Origin of the sequence: Xanthomonas axonopodis (assembly GCF_001304695.1) — a bacterium.
Taxonomy (GTDB): Bacteria; Pseudomonadota; Gammaproteobacteria; order Xanthomonadales; family Xanthomonadaceae; genus Xanthomonas; species Xanthomonas axonopodis.
Map to the genome: position 1 here is coordinate 1 of NZ_JFAQ01000059.1, position 19,560 is coordinate 19,560.

Consider the following 19,560-nt stretch of genomic DNA (forward strand, 5'->3'; position numbering starts at 1 on the left):
AGGCGGGGGAGGAGGCGGTGCATCCACCAAGGTGACCGTGGTGGTGCGCTCCTTCTCTGCCGGAGCCTTCGGCGCCACTGCAGGGATCAGCAACATCATCAGTGCAGTGAGGTGCAAAGCAATTACAAAAGCAATGCCGATAATGCGGGCCCAGCTCAGACCCTGGTTCCCGGCATCGTAGTCATGCCTGTGGATAACGAGTTGTTCCGTCATGCGCCAATGGCTCTTTCAGTGGGGGCCCGGATCACTGTGATGATCCCTATGTTTTCGGACGGCTTTGACACCGCAGTAACTCCCAAGCTTATACCAATCCCGAGTCCTGTAACCACTAAAAACACAGGGATTTCGGGGGTTTATTTTCTTTATTTTACTTCAGGTTGATGATCTTCTTGGCGTCTTCGGGTTTTTTAACACCCTTGGCGATCGCCTGCTGTGCGGCCTGCTTGGCCTCCGGGATGCGACCTTCCGAATGCAGCACCTTGGCCAGATTCAAATAGGTCTCGCCATCCTTGGAAAGCGGTGCGGCCTTCTGCCAGTTTTCGATCGCCTTCGGTACATCGTCGCTGTAGTAATACGACTGGGCCAGGGCAAGGTATGTCTGATAATCAGGTTTGAGGATGCCTTTTTGCATACCCTCATTGATGACGGCGATGACGTCCTTTTCTTTGTTCTCGGTGTTGGCGTAGATGGAATACAACTGCTTGTATTCCTTTTCTTCTGTCAACTGACCGGAGGCACGCAGCTTGTCCATCACGCCTGCGGCCTTGTCCATCTGGTCGGCCTGCATGTACATGTTGGCCAGGTTGAGCTGAGCTTTTTTGTCGTTGGGCGTCTTGGCGGCCAGCGCCTCGGCGGCAGCAACGGCTTCACCGGTCTGGCCAGCTTCGGCATAGGACGCCATCAGCAGCTGGTTCCAGCTGTCCTTGGGCTCGGGCGAGGCAGCGATGGCCTGCTTCAACACCGGAATCGCTTCCTTGTAGCGCTCGGCCTGGTAGAGCGCCTGGCCCTTGAGGATCAGATCTTCCGGACGCTGCGACTTGCTCTCTTCCAGATACTTGTCCAGCGTGGCCAGGCCCTCAGCGTGCTGGTCGTCCTGCATCTGCAACTGCGCCAGCATCAGCATCGATTGGAACTGGCCATTGTTGTCCAGCGCGTTCAGGCCGATGGCCTGCTGCAGGTACTTCTTGGCACCGGCGGTGTCGTCCAGGTTGTAGGCAGCCTGCGCGGCCAGCTGTGCCGCCAGCGCCTTGTCGGCATCGTTGGCAGCGCTGTTGGCCAGGATCTCATCGGCCTGGGTGCGCACGCCTGGGTAGTCCTCGCCCTTGTTGAAGGTTTCGATCAGCTTCTGCAGCTTGCTGCTCAACTTCGAGGACGGCTTGATCGTCGGTGCCTGACGGGTCGACTGCGGGTACAGCTCCTCGGCCTTGCCGCTCTTGGACTTGCGGCTGGCGCGTTCGGAGGAACGGTCCGACTGCGCGACCGCATCGGTGACGACAGCCCCACCCAGCGACGCGGCAATGAACAGGGACAACAGGGCTTGCTTGCGGTTGAGCAGTTTCATGTTTCACCTCGGACGATCCGCCGTCGGGCGGTACGAAAAGCGGAATGGGCGCCGCACGAAAATCTTAGCCGGCAAACTTAGCAGAAAGTCTCAGTTCCCGAAAACGGTTTCCATGTTGTGTTGCGGTCATCAGAAGCAGGGAACAGCTGTCTTAGCACGGCTAACAGCCCGCGACCGGTCTGGCGCCACCTGCGCCACCCGTCTGGGCAGGCAAGGGTTGCACGGAATCGATGTTCGTCTGGTTGACGGCAGCCGCACGGATGTCGTTAGCAGCTCTAGCCACAACGCGGCACGCGCCCGCTCTGCTTGGCCTGCTGGTACACCGGTTTGAGCTGGGCGACGTCGGCCTGCAGTTCGCGGATGCGGTTGGCAGGGTCGGGGTGGGTCGACAGCCACTGCGGTTGGCGATTGCCGCTGACGGCCATCATGTTCTGCCACAGCGTCACCGCCTGCGCCGGGTCGAACCCGGCCTGGGCCATCAGACGTTGGCCCACGACATCTGCCTCGCTTTCCTGGGTACGCGAGCCCGGCAACAGAAACACTGTCTGGGCGGTCATACCCCCAACCTGATTGACTGCGCTGGCCGCACCGTCGCCATAGGCCGCGCCGGCAAGCGCGCCGATGATGCCCAGGCCCGTCTGCGCGCCAAGCTGACGGGTAATGCGCTCTTCGTGGTGGCGCGAAATGACGTGGCCGATCTCATGCCCGAGCACGGCGGCGAGCTGATCCTGGGTCTTGGCGACGGTAAAGATGCCGGTGTTGACACCAACCTTGCCGCCAGGCAAGGCGAAGGCATTGGCTTCGTTATCCACGAACAGCGCGGTTTCCCACTGGGTTTCGCGCCATTGCGGCGGCAGCTGCGCCACCAGTGCGTTGACCACGCACTGCACGTAAGCGTTCTGCTTGCCGTCGGTACTGACTTTTTCCTTGGCCTTGGTCTGCGCGAAGGACTGCGCACCCAACTGGTCCAACTGCTGTTGCGATACGCCGCCTACCACCTGTCGGCGGCCGGTTGGCGAAGTTGTGGTGGCACACGCCGTCAGTGCAAGCACGGCAACAACGATCAACAGCCTGGCTTTCATTCAATCCCCCTAGAACCATGAGGGCATTTTGGCAGGCTCGTCTTAACTTTTCGTCAAACGGTTCCGTGCAGCCGATGAAGCGTGCCTGGCAGGGAGCGATCGGCTGTGCAAAGCGTGTGGATCCCTTCCGTGCCCAGACGCCGCCAGCTGCGGCTGGACTCTCGCCGCTGACCGCTTTGGGGCTCAGCCAAGCCCGAAAAAGTACAGCGCAGCCAGGGCCGTGGCGTTGTTGATGCCATGCGCGGCAATTGGCGCCCACAACGTGCCGGTGCGCCAGTACAGCCATGCGAACGCCGCACCCATGCTGCCGTACACCAGCCAAAGCTGCGCGATCGCGGCCGGGCCGTTACCGCTGATGCCGGGTACTTCATGCACCAGCGCGAACATCGTCCCGCTCAGCACGATGCCCAGCCATGGGCGGCCGGCAGCGAGCAGGCGCCCGAACAGCACGCGACGGAACAGCAGTTCTTCGTAAGCCGGCGCGATCACGACCGCAAACAACGTCAGTGCCAGCGGCCATTGCTGGAGCGCTTCTTCCATCAACGGCAGGTTGGTGGGCACCGGCTTGATGCCCAACGCCGAGGCCGCCACGCTGACCAGATTGCTCAGCAGGAACACGGCAGCGGCGATCAACGCGGTCCAGCCCCAGGTGGAGGCGCGGCGTGCGGCAGCCCGTGAAGCAGTGTGTTCGGCAGCGGTGGCGCGGCGACGCCAGTAGTACAACAGCAGCGCCGGCGTGGCCGTGCTGACCAGCGCGGTGAGCAGCTGCACCATCACGCCGGGTTGGCCGATGGCGGCCATGACCTCGGTGGGCGAGGGGGTCAGGCCCTGTGCTTTGGCCACCTGTACATGGCTAAAGCTACGCACCGCGCCCCACAACGCAAAGCCGGCCACGCTGAGCGTCAACAGCAGGCCGGCGGCGATGAGCACGTCGACCCAGAAACCCACGAGCACGGGCAACAGCGGCGGCGTGCCGGCAACCGCGCGTGACGCCGGGGGCTGTAGAAGATCGGTGCGCATCATCGTCCTGCGACTACCGCAGCGGCCACCACGCCGCGGTTGCGACGTGCCGGCCGGCGCTGGCGACTCAGATATCCAGGTTGGACACCTTCAGCGCGTTGTCCTCGATGAAGTCGCGGCGTGGTTCGACCACATCGCCCATCAAGGTGCTGAAGATCTGGTCGGCGGCCACCGCGTCCTCGATGCGCACCTGCAACAGGCGACGCGTATCCGGGTTGACCGTGGTTTCCCACAACTGCTCGGCATTCATTTCGCCCAGGCCCTTGAAGCGCTGCACCTGGCGGCCCTTCTTGGCCTCGTCCAGCAACCAGGCGTGGGCCTGCGCGAAGCTGGTGATCGGGTGGCTCTTGTTGCCGCGCACGATCTGTGCGCCTTCGCGCACCAGGTCGTGCAAGGCCAGCGAGACTTCGCGCAGCGGACGCAGTTCGCCGCTTTCGAAGGCCCCCATCGGCAGCACCTGGGTGAACTCTTCGCCCATGTGACGGCGGATGGCCACCAGGGTGGCAGGTGCGTTGTCGTTGCCCGGGTCGAAGCGCAGCTGATAGCGCGCGGTGCCCAGGGTGCCGCGGTTGAGCACGGCCTGCAGCGCATCCAGGGTCGGGTGCTGGTCGCCTTCGGCATGCAGTTTTTCCACATCCAGTGGCGGCAGGTCGATCAGCGCGGTAAGCAGGGCCGGGTCGTAGCGGTGGGCGTTGCGCGTGATCGCTTCGTTGGCGCTGGTGAACAGCATCAACAATTTCTCCAGCGCTTCGCCGGTGATCGGCGGCTCGTCGGTGGCCGGAATCAGCGCCGCACCTTCGACCGCATTGCTGGCCAGGTAGGCATTGAGCGCCGCGTCGTCCTTCAGGTACAGCTCGCTCTTGCCCTGCTTGAGCTTGTACAGCGGCGGCAGCCCGATGTAGATGTAGCCGCGCTCGATCAGCTCCGGCATCTGCCGGTAGAAGAACGTCAGCAGCAGGGTACGGATGTGCGAGCCGTCCACGTCGGCGTCGGTCATCAGGATGATGCGGTGGTAGCGCAGCTTGTCCGGGTTGTACTCGTCGCGGCCGATGCCGGTTCCCAGCGCGGTGATCAGCGTGCCGACCTGGTCGGAGGCCAGCATGCGGTCGAAGCGGGCACGTTCCACATTGAGGATCTTGCCGCGCAGCGGCAATACCGCCTGGTTCTTGCGGTTGCGGCCTTGCTTGGCCGAGCCACCTGCCGAGTCACCCTCGACGATGAACAGTTCCGACAGTGCCGGATCCTTTTCCTGGCAGTCGGCCAGCTTGCCCGGCAGGCCGGCGATATCCAGCGCACCCTTGCGGCGGGTGAGGTCGCGTGCCTTGCGCGCGGCTTCACGCGCACGCGCGGCATCGACGATCTTGCCGGTGATGGCCTTGGCTTCGTTCGGGTTCTCCTGCAGGAATTCCTGAAGGCGCGCGCCGAAGGCGTTTTCTACGGCCGGGCGCACGTCCGAGCTGACCAGCTTTTCCTTGGTCTGCGAAGAGAAGCTGGGATCGGGCACCTTGACCGAAAGCACCGCGATCATGCCTTCGCGCATGTCGTCGCCGGTCAGCGCGACCTTGGCCTGCTTGGCGATGCCGTTCTGTTCGATGTAGGTGCTGAGCACACGTGTCAGCGCCGCACGGAAGCCGGCCAGATGGGTGCCGCCGTCCTTCTGCGGGATATTGTTGGTGAAGCAGTACATGGTTTCCTGATAAGCGTCGGTCCATTGCAGGGCCACGTCCACCATGATGCCGTTGTGCTCGCCGGTCACCGAGATCACATTCGGATGCAGGGGTGACTTCAACTGCGCCAAATGCTCCACGAAGCTGCGGATGCCACCCTCGTAGTGGAAATCGTCGCGACGGCCTTCGCCGCGCTCGTCGATCAGGGTGATCTTGACGCCGGAATTGAGGAAGGACAGCTCGCGCAGGCGCCGCGCCAGGATGTCGTAATGGAACTCGACGTCGCTGAAGATGGCCACGGACGGCTTGAAGCGCAGCGTGGTGCCGCGCTTGGTCGAGGCTTCCAGCTGCTTGAGCGGGTACTGCGGCTCGCCCAGCGCGTATTCCTGCTGGTAGTGGAAGCCGTCGCGCCAGATATCCAGCCACAGGTGCTCGGACAACGCATTGACCACCGAGACGCCCACGCCGTGCAGGCCGCCGGAGACCTTGTAACTGTTGTCGTCGAACTTGCCGCCAGCGTGCAGCACGGTGAGGATCACCTCGGCCGCCGAGACGCCTTCTTCCTTGTGGATGTCGACCGGCACGCCGCGCCCGTTGTCGGAGACGGCCACCGAGCCATCGGCCAGGATCTTCACCACGATGTCGTCGGCATGCCCGGCCAGGGCCTCGTCGACCGAGTTGTCGACCACCTCGAACACCATGTGATGCAGGCCGGTGCCGTCATGGACATCGCCGATATACATGCCGGGGCGCTTGCGGACGGCTTCCAGGCCACGCAGCACGGTGATCTTGCTGGAGTCGTAGGTGCCGTTGGGTGTTGGCGGGGTGTTTTGTTCGTCGGTCATGCGCGTGCCGTTGGCTCCACAACACGGGCGTAGGCGACAGGAGCCGCATCGCACCGTGGGAAAAGGGGGATAGCAGACAAATTATACCAGTCGGCCCGCACCGGCCGTTGCGGCTCAGCTGGGCGCTGGCTGTCGCACAATCTGGCCGTGTTCCACGTGGAACCGATGTAAAAGCGCGCCGGCGTCTGCAAGACCCGGCGGGGTCTCGGTTGCGGTAATGAGTATCTGCGCCGGCGCCGACGCGAGCCGCTGCAACACGCGCCCCTGATGGTGCCTGTCCAGCTCCGAGCCAAGATCATCCAGGGCAATGACCGGCCATTCGCCGCGTTCGAAAGCAAAGTCTTCGGCCTGTGCGAGCAGATAGGCAAGGGCTGTGAGCTTGGCTTGTCCCCGGGAAAGCGCGTCTTTGCCCGGAAGTGCCTGGAAACTGGGCATCCAATCCGCACGGTGCGGGCCTTGCGAGGTGTAGCCGTTCTGCCGATCGCGTTCGCGGGCAAGCAGGAGGGCGTCAGCCAGCGACACCTCGTGCCGCTTCCAGCCTGGAGCGAATGTCAGCGCAGACAGTTCCAGCGCCGGCGCGATCGCGTCTGCCACTGGAGGAAGCCGTTCCTGCAAGCGTTCCAAGTAGCGCACGCGCCGAGACGTCAAGGTCTCGCCGGATTCGGCGAGCTCGTGATCCCAAGCGTCCAGCATGCGTGGCTGCGCGCCTTCTTTCAGCAACGCGTTGCGTTGTTTGAGCGCCCGTGCGTAGCGACGCCATAAGGCCAGGAAGTCGGGTTCCACGTGGAACAGGCCCCAATCCAGGAAGCGGCGGCGGGGTTCACCACCGCCACTGATCAGCACGTGGCTGCCGGGCTCGAAGGTCACCACCGCCAGCGCGGCGCAGAGAGAACCCAGCTGCGCCACATCTTCGCCATCCAGACGCCCCGTCCATTCCTGGCCGCTATGACGCAAGCCAGCTCGACGCGTCCGTTCGCCCGCAGCACCACTGCCTTCTTTCCATTCCACGAAGACTTCAAGATTATTGGCGCCTTGTTGAATCAGCCCGTCACGGACGCGGCCCCGGAAGCTGCGGCCGTAGGCCATCAGGTGCAGCGCTTCAAGCACGCTGGTCTTGCCCGCGCCGTTGTCGCCGGTCAGCAGATTCAGGGCGCTGGAGGGATGGAGCTCGACGGTTTGAAACCGACGAAGCCGATGAATGGACAACCGCACTACATGCATCGATCGGTGAGCTCTGGGCTGTAATCCTGCCGGTCGGGTTGAAGGATACGGGATCAAAAAGAAACCCGTGCAGACGGGGCCGCTAGGACCGGCTGGACAGCCAGGGGATAACATGTGGATAAAATAAAGGCCTGCGGGAGCAATCTTGCTTATCCACAGCTTCTGAGCGGGAAAACAAGACGATAGGCACAGGGTTTCGACCCACAAATAAATTTTTAAAAACAGTCACTCGAGTGGTTTTTGCGCAAAATCTGCGTTTACCATCACCACAAAGCTCTTAAGTTATTTGTAGATTTAAAAGCCATGTGCGATGTGCATAAGTCAAAAACGCGCAAAAGCTGAATAGGTGAACGCATGTCAGGGGCATGCGCGATGGCAGCTCCATTGACCTAATTCGATCCTCCGATTGCTCACACTTCACACAGGTGGTGACACTAGGGCATTAGCTCTCATTAGAGACAATGTCTCCAATTGTCCGCGTGCTTTGCTGTGTGCGAACTAAGTCGTCGCAGACGATCAAAGGCCGGACGAGTGAACCTGGATTGGCTCCGCCACGCCGAGACTGGATTGCTCAAAATGTGAGCCGCTAGTTGCCAGAACCGCCAATGCTGGTAGGAAACTGCAGAGGCGATGGGGATGCGTACCCGTGATGCAAGCTCTACGATACACGTATACGCGCTAGGCGCGGTGAATCTCGTCCTGACCTTGCCCAGTTTCAAGCTCGATGGTCAGCTTTCACCAGAGAACTCTGGCGCTCGAGACGTACGAGTATCGCCGCTGATGGCAGTATCTAGCGGACTCAAGAAGGTCGGTGACACAGCCTCGCGCCGGGTTGGTCGATCCAACCATGTTGGACGCACAGCACCGATGATGCGCCAGAGAGTTATCTCTTCAGATCATACTCATGGCATTAGCTCAGCTTGCGCTGTGCTTGATCGCAACAGAGCCAGTGGCCTCGAGAGCTAGACACAGCAAGCCTTTTAACCGCGCAAACAAAAAGCCCGGCATTCGCCGGGCTTCCCGTGTTCCACGTGGAACGAAGCATCATAGACGCAACGGCATCACCACATGGCGCGACTTCTCACTGCTGGCCTCACGCACCAACGCAGACGAGTTCGCATCACGCAGCTGGATTACCACGTGTTCGTCGCGCAATGCCGACAGCGCATCGAGTAAATAGTTAACGTTGAAGCCAATGGCCAAGTCGTCGACCTTGGTGTCGGCTTCGATCTCTTCCTGCGCCTCTTCCTGCTCGGGGTTGTGCGCGCTGATCTTCAGCTGACCCGGCGACACTTCCACGCGGACACCGCGGTACTTCTCGTTGGACAAAATGGCCGCACGCTGCAGCGACGCGCGCAGCGCTTCACGGTCCACCTTGACCTCGCGATCGGCGCCAATCGGAATCACTGCCTCGTAGTCCGGGAACCGCCCGTCGATCAGCTTCGACGTAAAGGTCACATCGCCGCGCTTGACGCGGATATGGCTGCGGCCCACTTCCAGCTCGACCTCGCGATCGGCACCTTCCAACAAGCGCTGCAGCTCGGTCACGCCCTTGCGCGGCAAGATGATCTGGCGCTTGGCGCCACCGGATTTCTCAAGCTCCATCTCGCACAGTGCCAGACGATGACCGTCGGTTGCCACGCAGCGCAGCAAGCCGTCGCGCAGATCGAACAGCAAGCCATTGAGGTAATAGCGCACGTCTTGCTGGGCCATGGCGAACGCGGTGCGTTCGATCAGCTCCTTGAGCCCGGCTTCGGGCACTACGACGCGCTCGGTCGCTTCGACTTCGTCCACGGAGGGGAAATCGTTGGACGGCAACGTTGCCAAGGTGAAGCGGCTGCGACCGGCCTGCACGGTGACCTTGTCGCCGGTCTGCGAAATGGTCACGCGGCTGCCGTCGGGCAGGGCACGCAGGATGTCGAACAGCTTGCGCGCCGGAATCGTGGTTTCGCCGTCCTGCGCGTCCTCCACCAGCGTGCGCGAGATCATTTCCACTTCCAGGTCGGTACCGGTCAAAGACACCTGTCCATCCTTGACCTGTACCAGCAAGTTGGCCAGGACGGGAAGGGTTTGACGGCGTTCGACCACATTGACCACTTGTGCCAATGGTTTGAGGAAGGCTTCGCGCTGTAGTGTAAAACGCATGTGGTTCCGTGCCCCTATGCTTTAAAAGATATGGAATAAATCAAAAACGTGGTGGTGGTGGTAGGGCCGTTTTCAGCGGATAACCACCATAACTATTTGTTTCCAAAGACATTTCAGCATCTGAAACGCGTTGGACTAATGCGCCTGAGCTGGTCGGAAAACCTGTGGATAGTTTTCAAGCCGGACTGCGGCGTAACGTTATCCACAGATTCTCCCGCATTTGACCCCAACGTTTCCACGCTTTTTTCCAGCCTGGCGCCGATGGCCAGCCGACGGCCTACTCGCTGAGCTTGCGAATTAGCTTTTCCCAGTCCTCGCGCAGCTTGCCGTCGGCCTCCATCAACGTGCGGATCTGCCGGCAGGCGTGCAGCACGGTAGTGTGGTCGCGGCCGGCGAACGCGTCGCCGATCTCCGGCAGGCTGTGCTCGGTGAGCTCCTTGGCCAGCGCCATCGCCACCTGGCGCGGGCGTGCCAGCGAGCGGGTGCGCCGCTTGGACAGCAGATCCTTCATCTGCAGGCCGTAGTAATCGGCCACGGTCTTCTGGATGTTGGGAATGCCGATCGCCTGTTGCTGGGCACGCAGCAAATCGCGCAGCGTCTCCTGGGCAAATTCCACGGTGATCACGCGGCCGGTGAAATTGGCACGCGCCACCAGGGTGTTGAGCGCGCCTTCCAGGTCGCGCACGTTCGAGCGCATCTTCTTGGCGATCAGGAAGGCCACGTCGTCGGGAATCTCGGCGCCACGCTCGCGCGCCTTGGCCAGCACGATCGCCGCGCGGGTCTCGAAATCCGGTGGGTCGATCGCTACCGACAGGCCCCAGGCCAGCCGCGACTTCAGCCGCGGCTCCAGGCCTTCGACCTCGCGCGGGTAGCGGTCGCAGGTCAGAATGATTTGCTGGCGGCCATCGAACAGCGCGTTGAAGGTGTGGAAGAACTCTTCCTGCGTGCGGTCCTTGCCGGCGAAGAACTGGATGTCGTCGATCAGCAGCGCATCGATCTGCTGAAACTGGCGCTTGAACTGGTCCATCGCCTTGTCCTGCAGCGCCCGGATCATCGCGCTGAAAAACTGTTCCGAACGCAGGTACATCACCTTGGCGGCCGGCTTGGCCTGACGCAGCGCATTGCCGGCCGCGAACATCAGGTGGGTCTTGCCCAGGCCGGTGCTGCCGTACAGCAGTAACGGGTTGTGCGCCCGGTCGCCGGGCTTCTGCGCAGCCTGGATCGCGGCCGCCAGTCCCAGCTGGTTGCTGCGGCCTTCCACGAAGTTGGCAAAGGTGTAATGCGAATCCAGGTTGCCGGCGAACGGTACGATCGGCGCAGCCTGCGGCGCGCTCGGCGCCGTCACGGGTGCAGGAGCTGGCTCGGGCGCACGCGGACGCGAACCAACCGCCAGCGCGACTTCGCCATTGCCAGCGAAGTACGCCAGCAGTTCGCGAATGCGCGGCAGGTAGCGTTCGCGGACCTGGTCAACGATGAAGGCGTTCGGTGCGTACAGCACGATACTGTCGCCGCGATCTTCGGCTTGCAGGGGTTTCAACCAGGTGTGGACGTCTTCGGGCGGGAATTCGGCTTCGAGACGTTCCAGACAGCGGGGCCAAGCATCCATCAAGGTGTGATCATCTGTTGCCGGCTGCGGCGCGCAGAAAAGCGCCGTGCTCGCAGCCCGGTAGTGAAAAGAGGGTGGACCAGACTAGCACCGAGGGCAGGGTTTTCCCAGAGTTATTCACAGGGCCATCCACAGGTGGCGGCCGTCCTCATCCGCGGTAAAGCGAGCAGGGTGTTGACCCGAGCCGCGGCAGGCCTATAGAATTGCCGGTTCTATTCGTCTCCATTCATGCAGAGGGCCCCATGGCCACCAAGCGTACTTTCCAACCCAGCAATCTCAAGCGAGCACGCGACCATGGCTTCCGCGCACGTATGGCAACCGCCGACGGCCGCAAGATCCTGGCTCGCCGCCGCGCCAAGGGCCGTAAGCGCCTGAGCGCTTGATTGCCGCGCCGCTCCCTGCGGCCGAGGCAGTCCCTACCGTGAACGCATCGAACCCGTGCAGGCGATTTCCGCGCTCTGCGCGGGTTCGTACGCGTGCGCAATATACGATCGTTTTCGATACGGCACGTCGCACCTCGGACCCACTTCTGAGCCTGCATTGGCGCACAGGCGATACGCCGCCGCGCCTGGGCATGGCCGTGTCGCGCAAGGTCGATACGCGCGCGGTCGGACGTAACCGCATCAAACGTGTGCTGCGCGACGCCATGCGGCATCTGTTGCCCGAACTGGCCGGTGGCGACTACGTCATCGTGGCGCGTTCGGCAGCAGCAAAAGCGACCAATCCACAGATTCGCGATGCCTTCGTGCGTCTGCTGCGCCGCGCCGGCGCATTGCCCCTGCCTGCTGCGCCCGGCACAATGCCGCCCGCCAGGACGGTGCGCCTATCTTCCCCTTCCCCGACAGAGCCGGAATTGTAGTTCCGACTGAGCGAGTTGCTGCCCGATGAACCAGACCCGTGTTTTCCTGATTTTTGCCTGGCTGATGGTCGCGGCGCTGCTGTGGATGGAGTGGGGCAAGGACAAGGCGGCTGCCAATGCGCCGGTGGTCGCGGCGACGGAGTCGGTGCCGGCGGCGCGCGATCTGGATGCGGCAGCGCCGAGCGCAGCCAATGTACCTTCGGTTCAGTCCATTCCGCAGGCCGGCGCGCCGGGCACCGTGCCGGCGACCAGCAGCACAGCGGCGACACCGGCTGCTGCCGGCGCTGCGCCGGTGGTGACCCTGACCTCGGACGTGCTGCGCCTGAAGCTGGATGGCCGCAGCGTGCTCGATGCCAAGCTGCTGCAGTTCCCGCAGACCAAGGACGGCACAGCGCCGGTCAGCCTGCTGACCGAAGATCCGGCGCACCCGTATAACGCCACCAGCGGCTGGGCCAGCGGGCATTCGCCGGTGCCGGGTGTGGGCGGCTTCCGTGCCGAGCAGCCGGGCACGACGTTCGAAATGGCCAAGGGCCAGAACACGCTGGTGGTGCCGTTCGTCTGGAATGGCCCCGACGGCGTGTCGATCCGTCGCACCTTTACCCTGGAGCGCGGCCGCTATGTGATCTCGATCAAGGACGAAGTGATCAACAAGAGCGGCGCGCCGTGGAACGGCTACGTGTTCCGCAAGCTGAGCCGGGTGCCGACCATCCTCAGCCGCGGCATGACCAACCCGGATTCCTTCAGCTTCAACGGGGCGACCTGGTACAGCCCGCAGGAAGGCTATGAGCGCCGTGCGTTCAAGGACTACATGGACGACGGTGGCCTCAATCGCCAGATCACTGGCGGCTGGATAGCGTTGCTGCAGCATCACTTCTTCACCGCGTGGATTCCCCAGAAGGACCAGGCCTCGCTGTATGTGCTGGCCCAGGACGGCCCGCGTGATGTCGTCGAGCTGCGCGGCCCGGCCTTCACGGTGGCGCCGAATCAAAGTGCGACCACCGAAGCGCGCCTGTGGGTGGGCCCGAAGCTGGTCAGCCTGATCGCCAAGGAAAACGTCAAGGGGCTGGACCGGGTAATCGACTACAGTCGATTCTCGATCATGGCCATCATCGGCCAGGGCCTGTTCTGGGTGCTGAGTGACCTGCATAGCTTCCTGCACAACTGGGGCTGGGCCATCATCGGTCTGGTGGTGCTGCTGCGTCTGGCGCTGTATCCGCTCTCGGCTGCGCAGTACAAGTCCGGCGCTAAGATGCGCAAATTCCAACCTCGCCTGCAGCATCTCAAGGAACGTTACGGCGACGATCGCGCCAAGTTCAACCAGGCGATGATGGAACTGTACAAGAAGGAGAAGATCAACCCGATGGGCGGCTGCCTGCCGCTGCTGATCCAGATGCCGATCTTCTTCGCGTTGTACTGGGTGCTGGTGGAGTCGGTGGAACTGCGTCAGGCACCGTGGCTGGGCTGGATCCAGGATCTGACCGCGCGCGATCCCTACTTCATCCTGCCGGTGCTCAACATCGCCATCATGTGGGCGACGCAGAAGCTGACGCCGACCCCGGGCATGGACCCGATGCAGGCGAAGATGATGCAGTTCATGCCGCTGGTGTTCGGCGTCATGATGGCGTTCGTGCCTTCCGGTCTGGTGCTGTACTGGGTGGTCAACGGCGGTTTGAACCTGCTGATTCAGTGGTGGATGATCCGCCAGCACGGCGAGAAGCCGAGCAAGATCATTCAGGCCAACGCCAAGTAAGTTCAAGAAGGCCCGCCGCAAGGCGGGCTTTCTGCATGTCAGCCGGGATTTATTGCCTGTTGTCTGTTTCGCCAAGGACGCTGTCGTGACCACATCGCCGTTGCATCGCCTGTTGCTGTGCGCAAGTTGCATGTGGGTGCTGGCGCTGGCCGGCTGTGGGAAGCAGGACGCGAGCGATGTTGCCGTCGCTGCCAAGCCCGCTGCTGCAACGAACGCCGGCACACAGGCGGACAAGCCCGGGGACGCCACGCGTGCATTGATCGCGCAACTGCGCGACCAACTGGACCGGCACTGCCGCATCATCGTGCTGCTGGCCGATGAGGACAAACAAACGCCACGCGATCGCGCCACCTCCAGCAGCGTGGGCCAGCAGTCGTTTCATGAAAACCTGGAGCAGCGCGAGCGCATTGCCGCATCCTTCGACACCGTGCTGATCTCCCGGGACGCGCGCCGGTTCGCGACGATTGCCGCGGTGCTGGACGAGGTGGAATCTGCGCCGGATCTGTTCGATGCCGACCGTCTGGCATTTGCCGAGGTGCTGCGCGATCTGCATGCGCGCATCGGTCGCGACTCTGCATTGCCGACGGTGAAACTGCACCAGCGCATCGGCGAGGATCTACAGGCGCTGGACGAGATCGAGCGCAGCTACAACACCGAGCTGACGCAGATCTTCAGCCGTTTCGACCGCAGCCGCGCCATCGTGCCCAAGCGCGAGAAATGGGACGACTACGTGGCGCATCCGCGCACGCTCTACACGCGCGAGACCATCCTGCGCGACCATGGCGTGGTCGAGCCGTACCCGTTTTCCGCGCGCGACAGCGAAGTGGTCGGCCGCGACCTGCCGCCCAAGACGGTGGTGCTCACCTTCGACGATGGTCTGCACAAGGCCTACACCGAAGAGATCGTGGCGATTCTCAAGCGCTACGATGTGCCAGGCGTGTTTTTCGAAGTGGGGCGCAATCTCGGCAGTGTGGATGACGACGGCAAAGCGAAACTTGCGCCGTTGTCCAAGATCAGCCACATCCTGATGAAAGAAGGCTACGCAGTAGGCAACCACAGCCTGACCCACGCGCCGTTGTCCAAGACCACCGGCGATGCACTGCGTCGCCAGGTGCTGGACACCGACACCTTGCTGCGTGCGGTGGACGACAAACGTGCGCCGCTGTTCCGGTTTCCGTATGGCGCGCGCAATGCAGAGGGCTTGCAGCTGCTGGGCGAGGCCGGCCTGAAATCGATCATGTGGAACATCGACTCGCTGGACTGGGCCAACCCGGTGCCGGAGTCGATCGTGCAACGCGTGCTCGACCAGGTGACCAAGGAGCAGCATGGCATCGTGCTGTTCCATGACATCCACGACCGCGCAGTGAAAGCGCTGCCGCAGATTTTGGATCGTCTCATCGCCGATGGTTACCAGTTCGCCGGCTGGAAGGGCCGTGAGTTTTCGGTCGCGCGCGCATCCAGTGCAGTGGCCGATGCCACGGTGACTACTTGCTATGCCAAATCTTGGGCGATCGTAATCGGTATCGACGACTACGCGCATTGGCCCAAGCTGGAATACGCGGCCAACGACGCACAGGCGATTGCCAGTACCCTGACCGGGCCGTTGGGATTTCCGTCCTCGCAAGTGATCGTGCTCAAGAACGGGCAGGCAACGCGCAACAACATCCTCGCCGCATTCCACGACCGTCTCGGCGAAGGCCGTGCGCAGACCAACGACCGTGTGTTCGTGTTCTTTGCCGGGCATGGCGCCACACGACGGCTCGCTTCCGGTCGCGATCTTGGCTACATCATTCCGTTCGACTCGGATCCGCAGCATCTGGCCAGCGATGCAATCGCAATGAGCGATTTGCAGAACATCGCCGAAAGCCTGCAGGCCAAGCACGTCTTGTTCGTGATGGATGCGTGCCACAGCGGGCTGGGATTAACGCGTGGCGGGCCGACGTCCAGCGCGTATCTACGCGAGAACGCGTGGCGTATCGCACGCCAGATGCTCACCGCCGGCGGCGCCGATCAACAGGTGGCCGATAGTGGGCCCAATGGGCATTCGGTGTTCACCTGGGTGTTGTTGCAGGCATTGGCCGGCAAGGGCGACCTCAATGGCGACGGTTTGATCACCTGGACCGAACTGGCCGCGTACGTGGCGCCCGCGGTGTCGGCAGTCTCGGCGCAGACGCCGGCATTCGGCAGCCTGCCCGGTTCGCAAGGCGGTGAATTCGTGTTCCAGGTTCCCAGCGGCGAAGAGTTCCTCACGGCAGAGACCGCGCAACTGTCGGCCGACGCGATTGCGCTCAACTCGCGCGTGGACGCAGCGCGCCCTGTGACGGCCGCAGCCGGTGCGACAGGGGCTGCGGCGCCGGTGACGTTGAAGACCCTGCAAGGTGGCCAGGCCACGCTGGTGCTACCCACCGCAGTGAAGAGCGGTGACCGCCAACGCGCACAACTGGCCAACGAACGCGGCCTGCAGTTGTACTAAGGAACAGCGCTACGCCGATGCGGCCGAGCAATTTGCCGAAGCACTGAAGCTGCGCCCGGATTTCGCGCTGGCGGCCAACAACCTGGGGTTTGTGTATTACCGTCAGGAGTGCTTTGCCGAATCGGCGCGCTGGATGGAAAATACCTTGAAGATCCATCCCTCGCGCGCGGTGGCCTATCTCAATCTCGGCGATGCGTATGCAAAGGCGGGCGATCGCGACAAGGCGCGCAAGGCCTACTCCACCTACCTGGAATTGCAGCCGCAAGGCAGTGGTGCCGAGCAAGCGCGTGCGCAGCTGCAATCGTTGTGACCGGACGCCGCGAAACGACATGGCGTGCAGACGCCAAACAGCGCGATTGTCGCAACGGGAGGTGATTCAAAAGACCCCGCAAACACGCGGCTCGGCACTGGTGGCTGTGCCGTTTAAAATCTCCGTGTCCCTTTTCAATCCTCGTTAGAGCAGTGCCCATGGCGTCTTCCACCTCCACCATTGTTGCCATTGCCAGTGCAGCCGGAATCGGCGGCGTGGGCATCGTGCGCCTGTCAGGGCCACAGTCGGTGCAGATCGCAGCGCAGCTTGGAATCGCAGCGATGCAGCCACGGCATGCGCACTACGCGCGTTTTCGCGACGGGCAGGGCGCGGTCATCGACGATGGCATTGCGCTGTGGTTCAACGCGCCGCACAGCTTTACCGGCGAAGACGTCGTCGAGCTGCAGGGCCATGGCAGCCCGGTGTTGCTGCGGCAACTGGTTACCCGTTGCATCGAATTGGGCGCGCGCCAGGCACGTGCCGGCGAATTCAGCGAGCGTGCGTTTCTCAACGGCAAACTCGATCTTGCGCAGGCCGAAGCCATCGCCGATTTGATCGCAGCCGGCGATCTGCGTGCGGCACGTGCAGCGCGGCGCGCATTGGACGGCGTGTTTTCGCAACGGGTCGATGCCGTGGCCGACACCCTGACCCGCTTGCGTATCCATGTCGAGGCAGCCATCGACTTTGCCGACGAGCCGCTCGACACCTTGGGCGGCAGCCAGGTACGCGATGGCCTGGGTCAGGCGCGCAGCGTGCTCGCACAGCTGCTGCGCGATGCCGAACGCGGACGCAAGTTGCGCGACGGCCTGCATGCGGTGTTGATCGGTCCGCCCAACGCCGGCAAGAGTTCCCTGCTCAATGCGCTGGCCGGTAGCGACCGTGCGATCGTCACCGATGTTGCCGGCACCACCCGCGACACCTTGCATGAAGCCATCCAGCTCGACGGTTTCGAGTTGACCCTGGTCGATACCGCCGGCCTGCGCGACGGCGGCGATGCGATCGAACGCGAGGGCATGCGCCGCGCACGTGTCCAGCTTGAGCGCGCCGATCTGGCACTGGTGGTGCTGGATGCACGCGACCCGCAGGCCGCGCGCGATGCCATCGGCGATGCCATCGATGCGGTGCCGCGTCAGCTATGGATCCACAACAAGTGTGATTTGCTCGCCGATGCCGCACAGCTCGATGCCGATGCGCTCGCCATTTCGGCCGTGACAGGGCAGGGACTTGAGCAACTGCACACCCGCCTGCGCGACCTTGCACTCGGCGATGGCGTGGACAGCGTCGATGGCGAATTCTCTGCCCGTACGCGGCACGTCGAGGCGCTGCGTCGCGCCGAACGACACACCGATGCTGCCGATCTGGAACTGGGTTTCGAGCAGCTGGAACTGGCTGCCGAAGAATTGCGCCTGGCACATGAAGCGCTTGGCGAAATCACCGGAAAGCTCAGTGCCGATGACCTGCTCGGCAAGATCTTCTCGAGTTTTTGCATCGGCAAGTGATGCGGTGGTGCGCAGCGCGATGATGCGCGCTGGGGTCGTTATAACCGGCCCGTGATCCAAGCGCGCACCCGCTTGGCCCACCAGCTGCGGGCAGCGCTGCGGGCGCAAACTCTCGCACATCGTCCGAGCCCAGCAGGCGCACCGGCCGTGCGCTTGCCGTGGACTACATCACCCCGGGCAATACGGTCTTCAGCGCTTGGCCTTCCGCGTTGCACGCCGCCGCCGAGGACGCAGCCGGCTGCTTGGCCTGCGCCTGTTCGATCTCGCGGCGTGCGGCGGCCAGGTCTTTTTCGAATGCAGGATTGCCGTGTAAAGCAGCGACGGTTGCGGCGCCCACCACGCGGCCCTGGGTGACATCGCTCTGCCAGTGCACGTTGCAGACCAGGCGGCTGTCGCCGAAGGCGCGGCCGCGCGCGAGCAGGGCGTCGCGGTGGCCGGGCGCGATTTCGGACAGGATCAGGCCCCAGGTCCAGCCGATGGCGGTGTGGCCGGAGGGGTAGGAGCCGTTCTTGCGCAGGGCCGCGTCGTCGTCGGGGGTGCACATCGGTTGCGCGTTGCGCATGAACGGGCGCGGGCGTTGATAGCGTGCCTTGGCGGCGCTGGTGCTGGTGCTGGCATCGCGCATGCTGCGTTCGAGCAGGCGCATCAGATGCGGGGTGTTGGTCTGATCGATCTGGATGCCGAGCGCGCAGCTGAAGTGCGTGGCCGCAGCCGGAAAGCTCAGGACCGCGTCCTGCGCGGCCAGCTCCCAGCGCGGTGTTCCGCGCAGGGCGAGCATGGCCTTGGCGACTGCCTCGTCGTTGGCAAGCGCAGCGCTGCCCTCCTGCGGTGGCGGTGGTACCAGCTGCACGCTGTCGGGCAGTTGTTGTTGTTCTAGGTACCCATGCGCGTCGGTGGCGAGCATCGAATCTTTCGAGGCTGGCTTGTCTCGTGCACTTGCGATGCCGCTGCCGATCACCAGTGCGGCGACGGCAACGCTGACCAGCGTCCGATGAGAGTGGCGAGCACTGCGCTGCGACATAGCAACCTCAGACAACACGAATGGAAGAGCTCGCAGATTACGACGGCCAGATGACAGCTGCATGCCAACGCAACGCAGCAACGGCGAGGGATGCGAAACGGTTGTCGTTGCACTGTCATGTTTCGGTCGCATCGACGCAAGACAACTGTCGCACGCTTGCCGCCATCTTTTGACTCGTTCCCAACGCCGCTCATGCCCAAGACCCATCAGTTAAGAGCGGCTAACAAAACCCAGGAAGCATGCGTAAGCAGATGATGGAGCATGCGAGCGAGAGCAACGCCAAGTGGATATCGATGCGGCGTTCGAAGCGGTGCAGGCCGCCATCGACAACTATTCCGGTAGCGGCGGGCTGGTGCCCAACGACACCCGCCAGTTCGAATTCGGCACCATCAAGGACGTGTGCGCGCAATGGAAGCTGCCGGCCCAAACCGTGCAGATCAAGAAAAAGAGCGGTATCACCACCAAGGCCGCCAAAGGCTCGGCGGGGGACATCCGGGGGGG

General features: G+C 63.0%; 12 protein-coding genes and 4 pseudogenes. 6 read left to right on the forward strand and 10 right to left on the reverse strand.

What is annotated here, in order from left to right; translation table 11 throughout:
• The 8 genes and pseudogenes from XAXN_RS06230 to dnaA all read right to left on the reverse strand — a co-directional run.
• Positions 1-213, reverse strand: a pseudogene (locus XAXN_RS06230) (energy transducer TonB); the annotation flags it as partial.
• Between the two features lie 154 nt (positions 214-367).
• Positions 368-1,561, reverse strand: coding sequence for a tetratricopeptide repeat protein (locus tag XAXN_RS06235; protein WP_054318918.1), 1,194 nt, complete (start codon positions 1,559-1,561; stop codon positions 368-370).
• A gap of 275 nt (positions 1,562-1,836) precedes the next feature.
• Entirely contained in the window at positions 1,837-2,643 is an 807-nt protein-coding gene (locus XAXN_RS06240; protein WP_054318919.1) for a M48 family metallopeptidase, read from the reverse strand.
• A gap of 183 nt (positions 2,644-2,826) precedes the next feature.
• Entirely contained in the window at positions 2,827-3,663 is an 837-nt protein-coding gene (locus tag XAXN_RS06245; protein WP_054318927.1) for a CPBP family intramembrane glutamic endopeptidase, read from the reverse strand.
• A 67-nt stretch (positions 3,664-3,730) separates the two neighbouring features.
• Positions 3,731-6,175: a DNA topoisomerase (ATP-hydrolyzing) subunit B gene (gyrB, locus tag XAXN_RS06250; RefSeq protein ID WP_054318920.1), complete on the reverse strand. Its 2,445-nt coding sequence runs from the start codon at positions 6,173-6,175 to the stop codon at positions 3,731-3,733.
• 114 nt (positions 6,176-6,289) lie between these two features.
• Entirely contained in the window at positions 6,290-7,396 is a 1,107-nt protein-coding gene (gene recF / locus XAXN_RS06255) for a DNA replication/repair protein RecF (protein WP_054318921.1), read from the reverse strand.
• A gap of 1,044 nt (positions 7,397-8,440) precedes the next feature.
• A complete protein-coding gene (dnaN, locus tag XAXN_RS06260) occupies positions 8,441-9,541 on the reverse strand; it encodes a DNA polymerase III subunit beta (protein WP_054318922.1) in 1,101 nt (366 codons plus the stop codon).
• A 277-nt stretch (positions 9,542-9,818) separates the two neighbouring features.
• Complete coding sequence (gene dnaA / locus XAXN_RS06265) at positions 9,819-11,147, reverse strand: chromosomal replication initiator protein DnaA (RefSeq protein WP_054318923.1); 1,329 nt, start codon at positions 11,145-11,147, stop codon at positions 9,819-9,821.
• Positions 11,148-11,389: 242 nt separating this feature from the next.
• Between dnaA and rpmH the strand changes: the two genes are divergently transcribed.
• The 5 genes and pseudogenes from rpmH (at position 11,390) to mnmE (ending at position 18,038) form a co-directional block, all read left to right on the forward strand.
• A complete protein-coding gene (gene rpmH, locus XAXN_RS06270) occupies positions 11,390-11,530 on the forward strand; it encodes a 50S ribosomal protein L34 (RefSeq protein ID WP_002805908.1) in 141 nt (46 codons plus the stop codon).
• Positions 11,531-11,568: 38 nt separating this feature from the next.
• Positions 11,569-12,006 (forward strand): ribonuclease P protein component, encoded by a 438-nt coding sequence (rnpA, locus tag XAXN_RS06275; protein WP_134812691.1) that lies wholly within the window; start codon positions 11,569-11,571, stop codon positions 12,004-12,006.
• A 25-nt stretch (positions 12,007-12,031) separates the two neighbouring features.
• Complete coding sequence (yidC, locus tag XAXN_RS06280) at positions 12,032-13,756, forward strand: membrane protein insertase YidC (RefSeq protein ID WP_054318924.1); 1,725 nt, start codon at positions 12,032-12,034, stop codon at positions 13,754-13,756.
• An 85-nt stretch (positions 13,757-13,841) separates the two neighbouring features.
• Positions 13,842-16,539, forward strand: a pseudogene (locus tag XAXN_RS06290) (caspase family protein).
• Between the two features lie 158 nt (positions 16,540-16,697).
• Positions 16,698-18,038 (forward strand): tRNA uridine-5-carboxymethylaminomethyl(34) synthesis GTPase MnmE, encoded by a 1,341-nt coding sequence (gene mnmE, locus XAXN_RS06295; RefSeq protein WP_054318925.1) that lies wholly within the window; start codon positions 16,698-16,700, stop codon positions 18,036-18,038.
• Positions 18,039-18,201: 163 nt separating this feature from the next.
• Here mnmE and XAXN_RS06300 read toward each other — a convergent pair whose 3' ends face one another.
• Both XAXN_RS06300 and XAXN_RS22690 read right to left on the reverse strand, forming a co-directional pair.
• On the reverse strand, positions 18,202-19,059 hold the full coding sequence (locus XAXN_RS06300) for an acid phosphatase (RefSeq protein WP_054318926.1): 858 nt from the start codon (positions 19,057-19,059) through the stop codon (positions 18,202-18,204).
• 220 nt (positions 19,060-19,279) lie between these two features.
• Positions 19,280-19,369, reverse strand: a pseudogene (locus XAXN_RS22690) (IS5/IS1182 family transposase); the annotation flags it as partial.
• On the opposite strand from XAXN_RS22690, the pseudogene XAXN_RS06305 reads away from it, so the two are divergent.
• A pseudogene (locus XAXN_RS06305) lies at positions 19,361-19,560 on the forward strand (pectate lyase family protein); the annotation flags it as partial. The pseudogenes XAXN_RS22690 and XAXN_RS06305 sit on opposite strands and share 9 nt — an antisense overlap.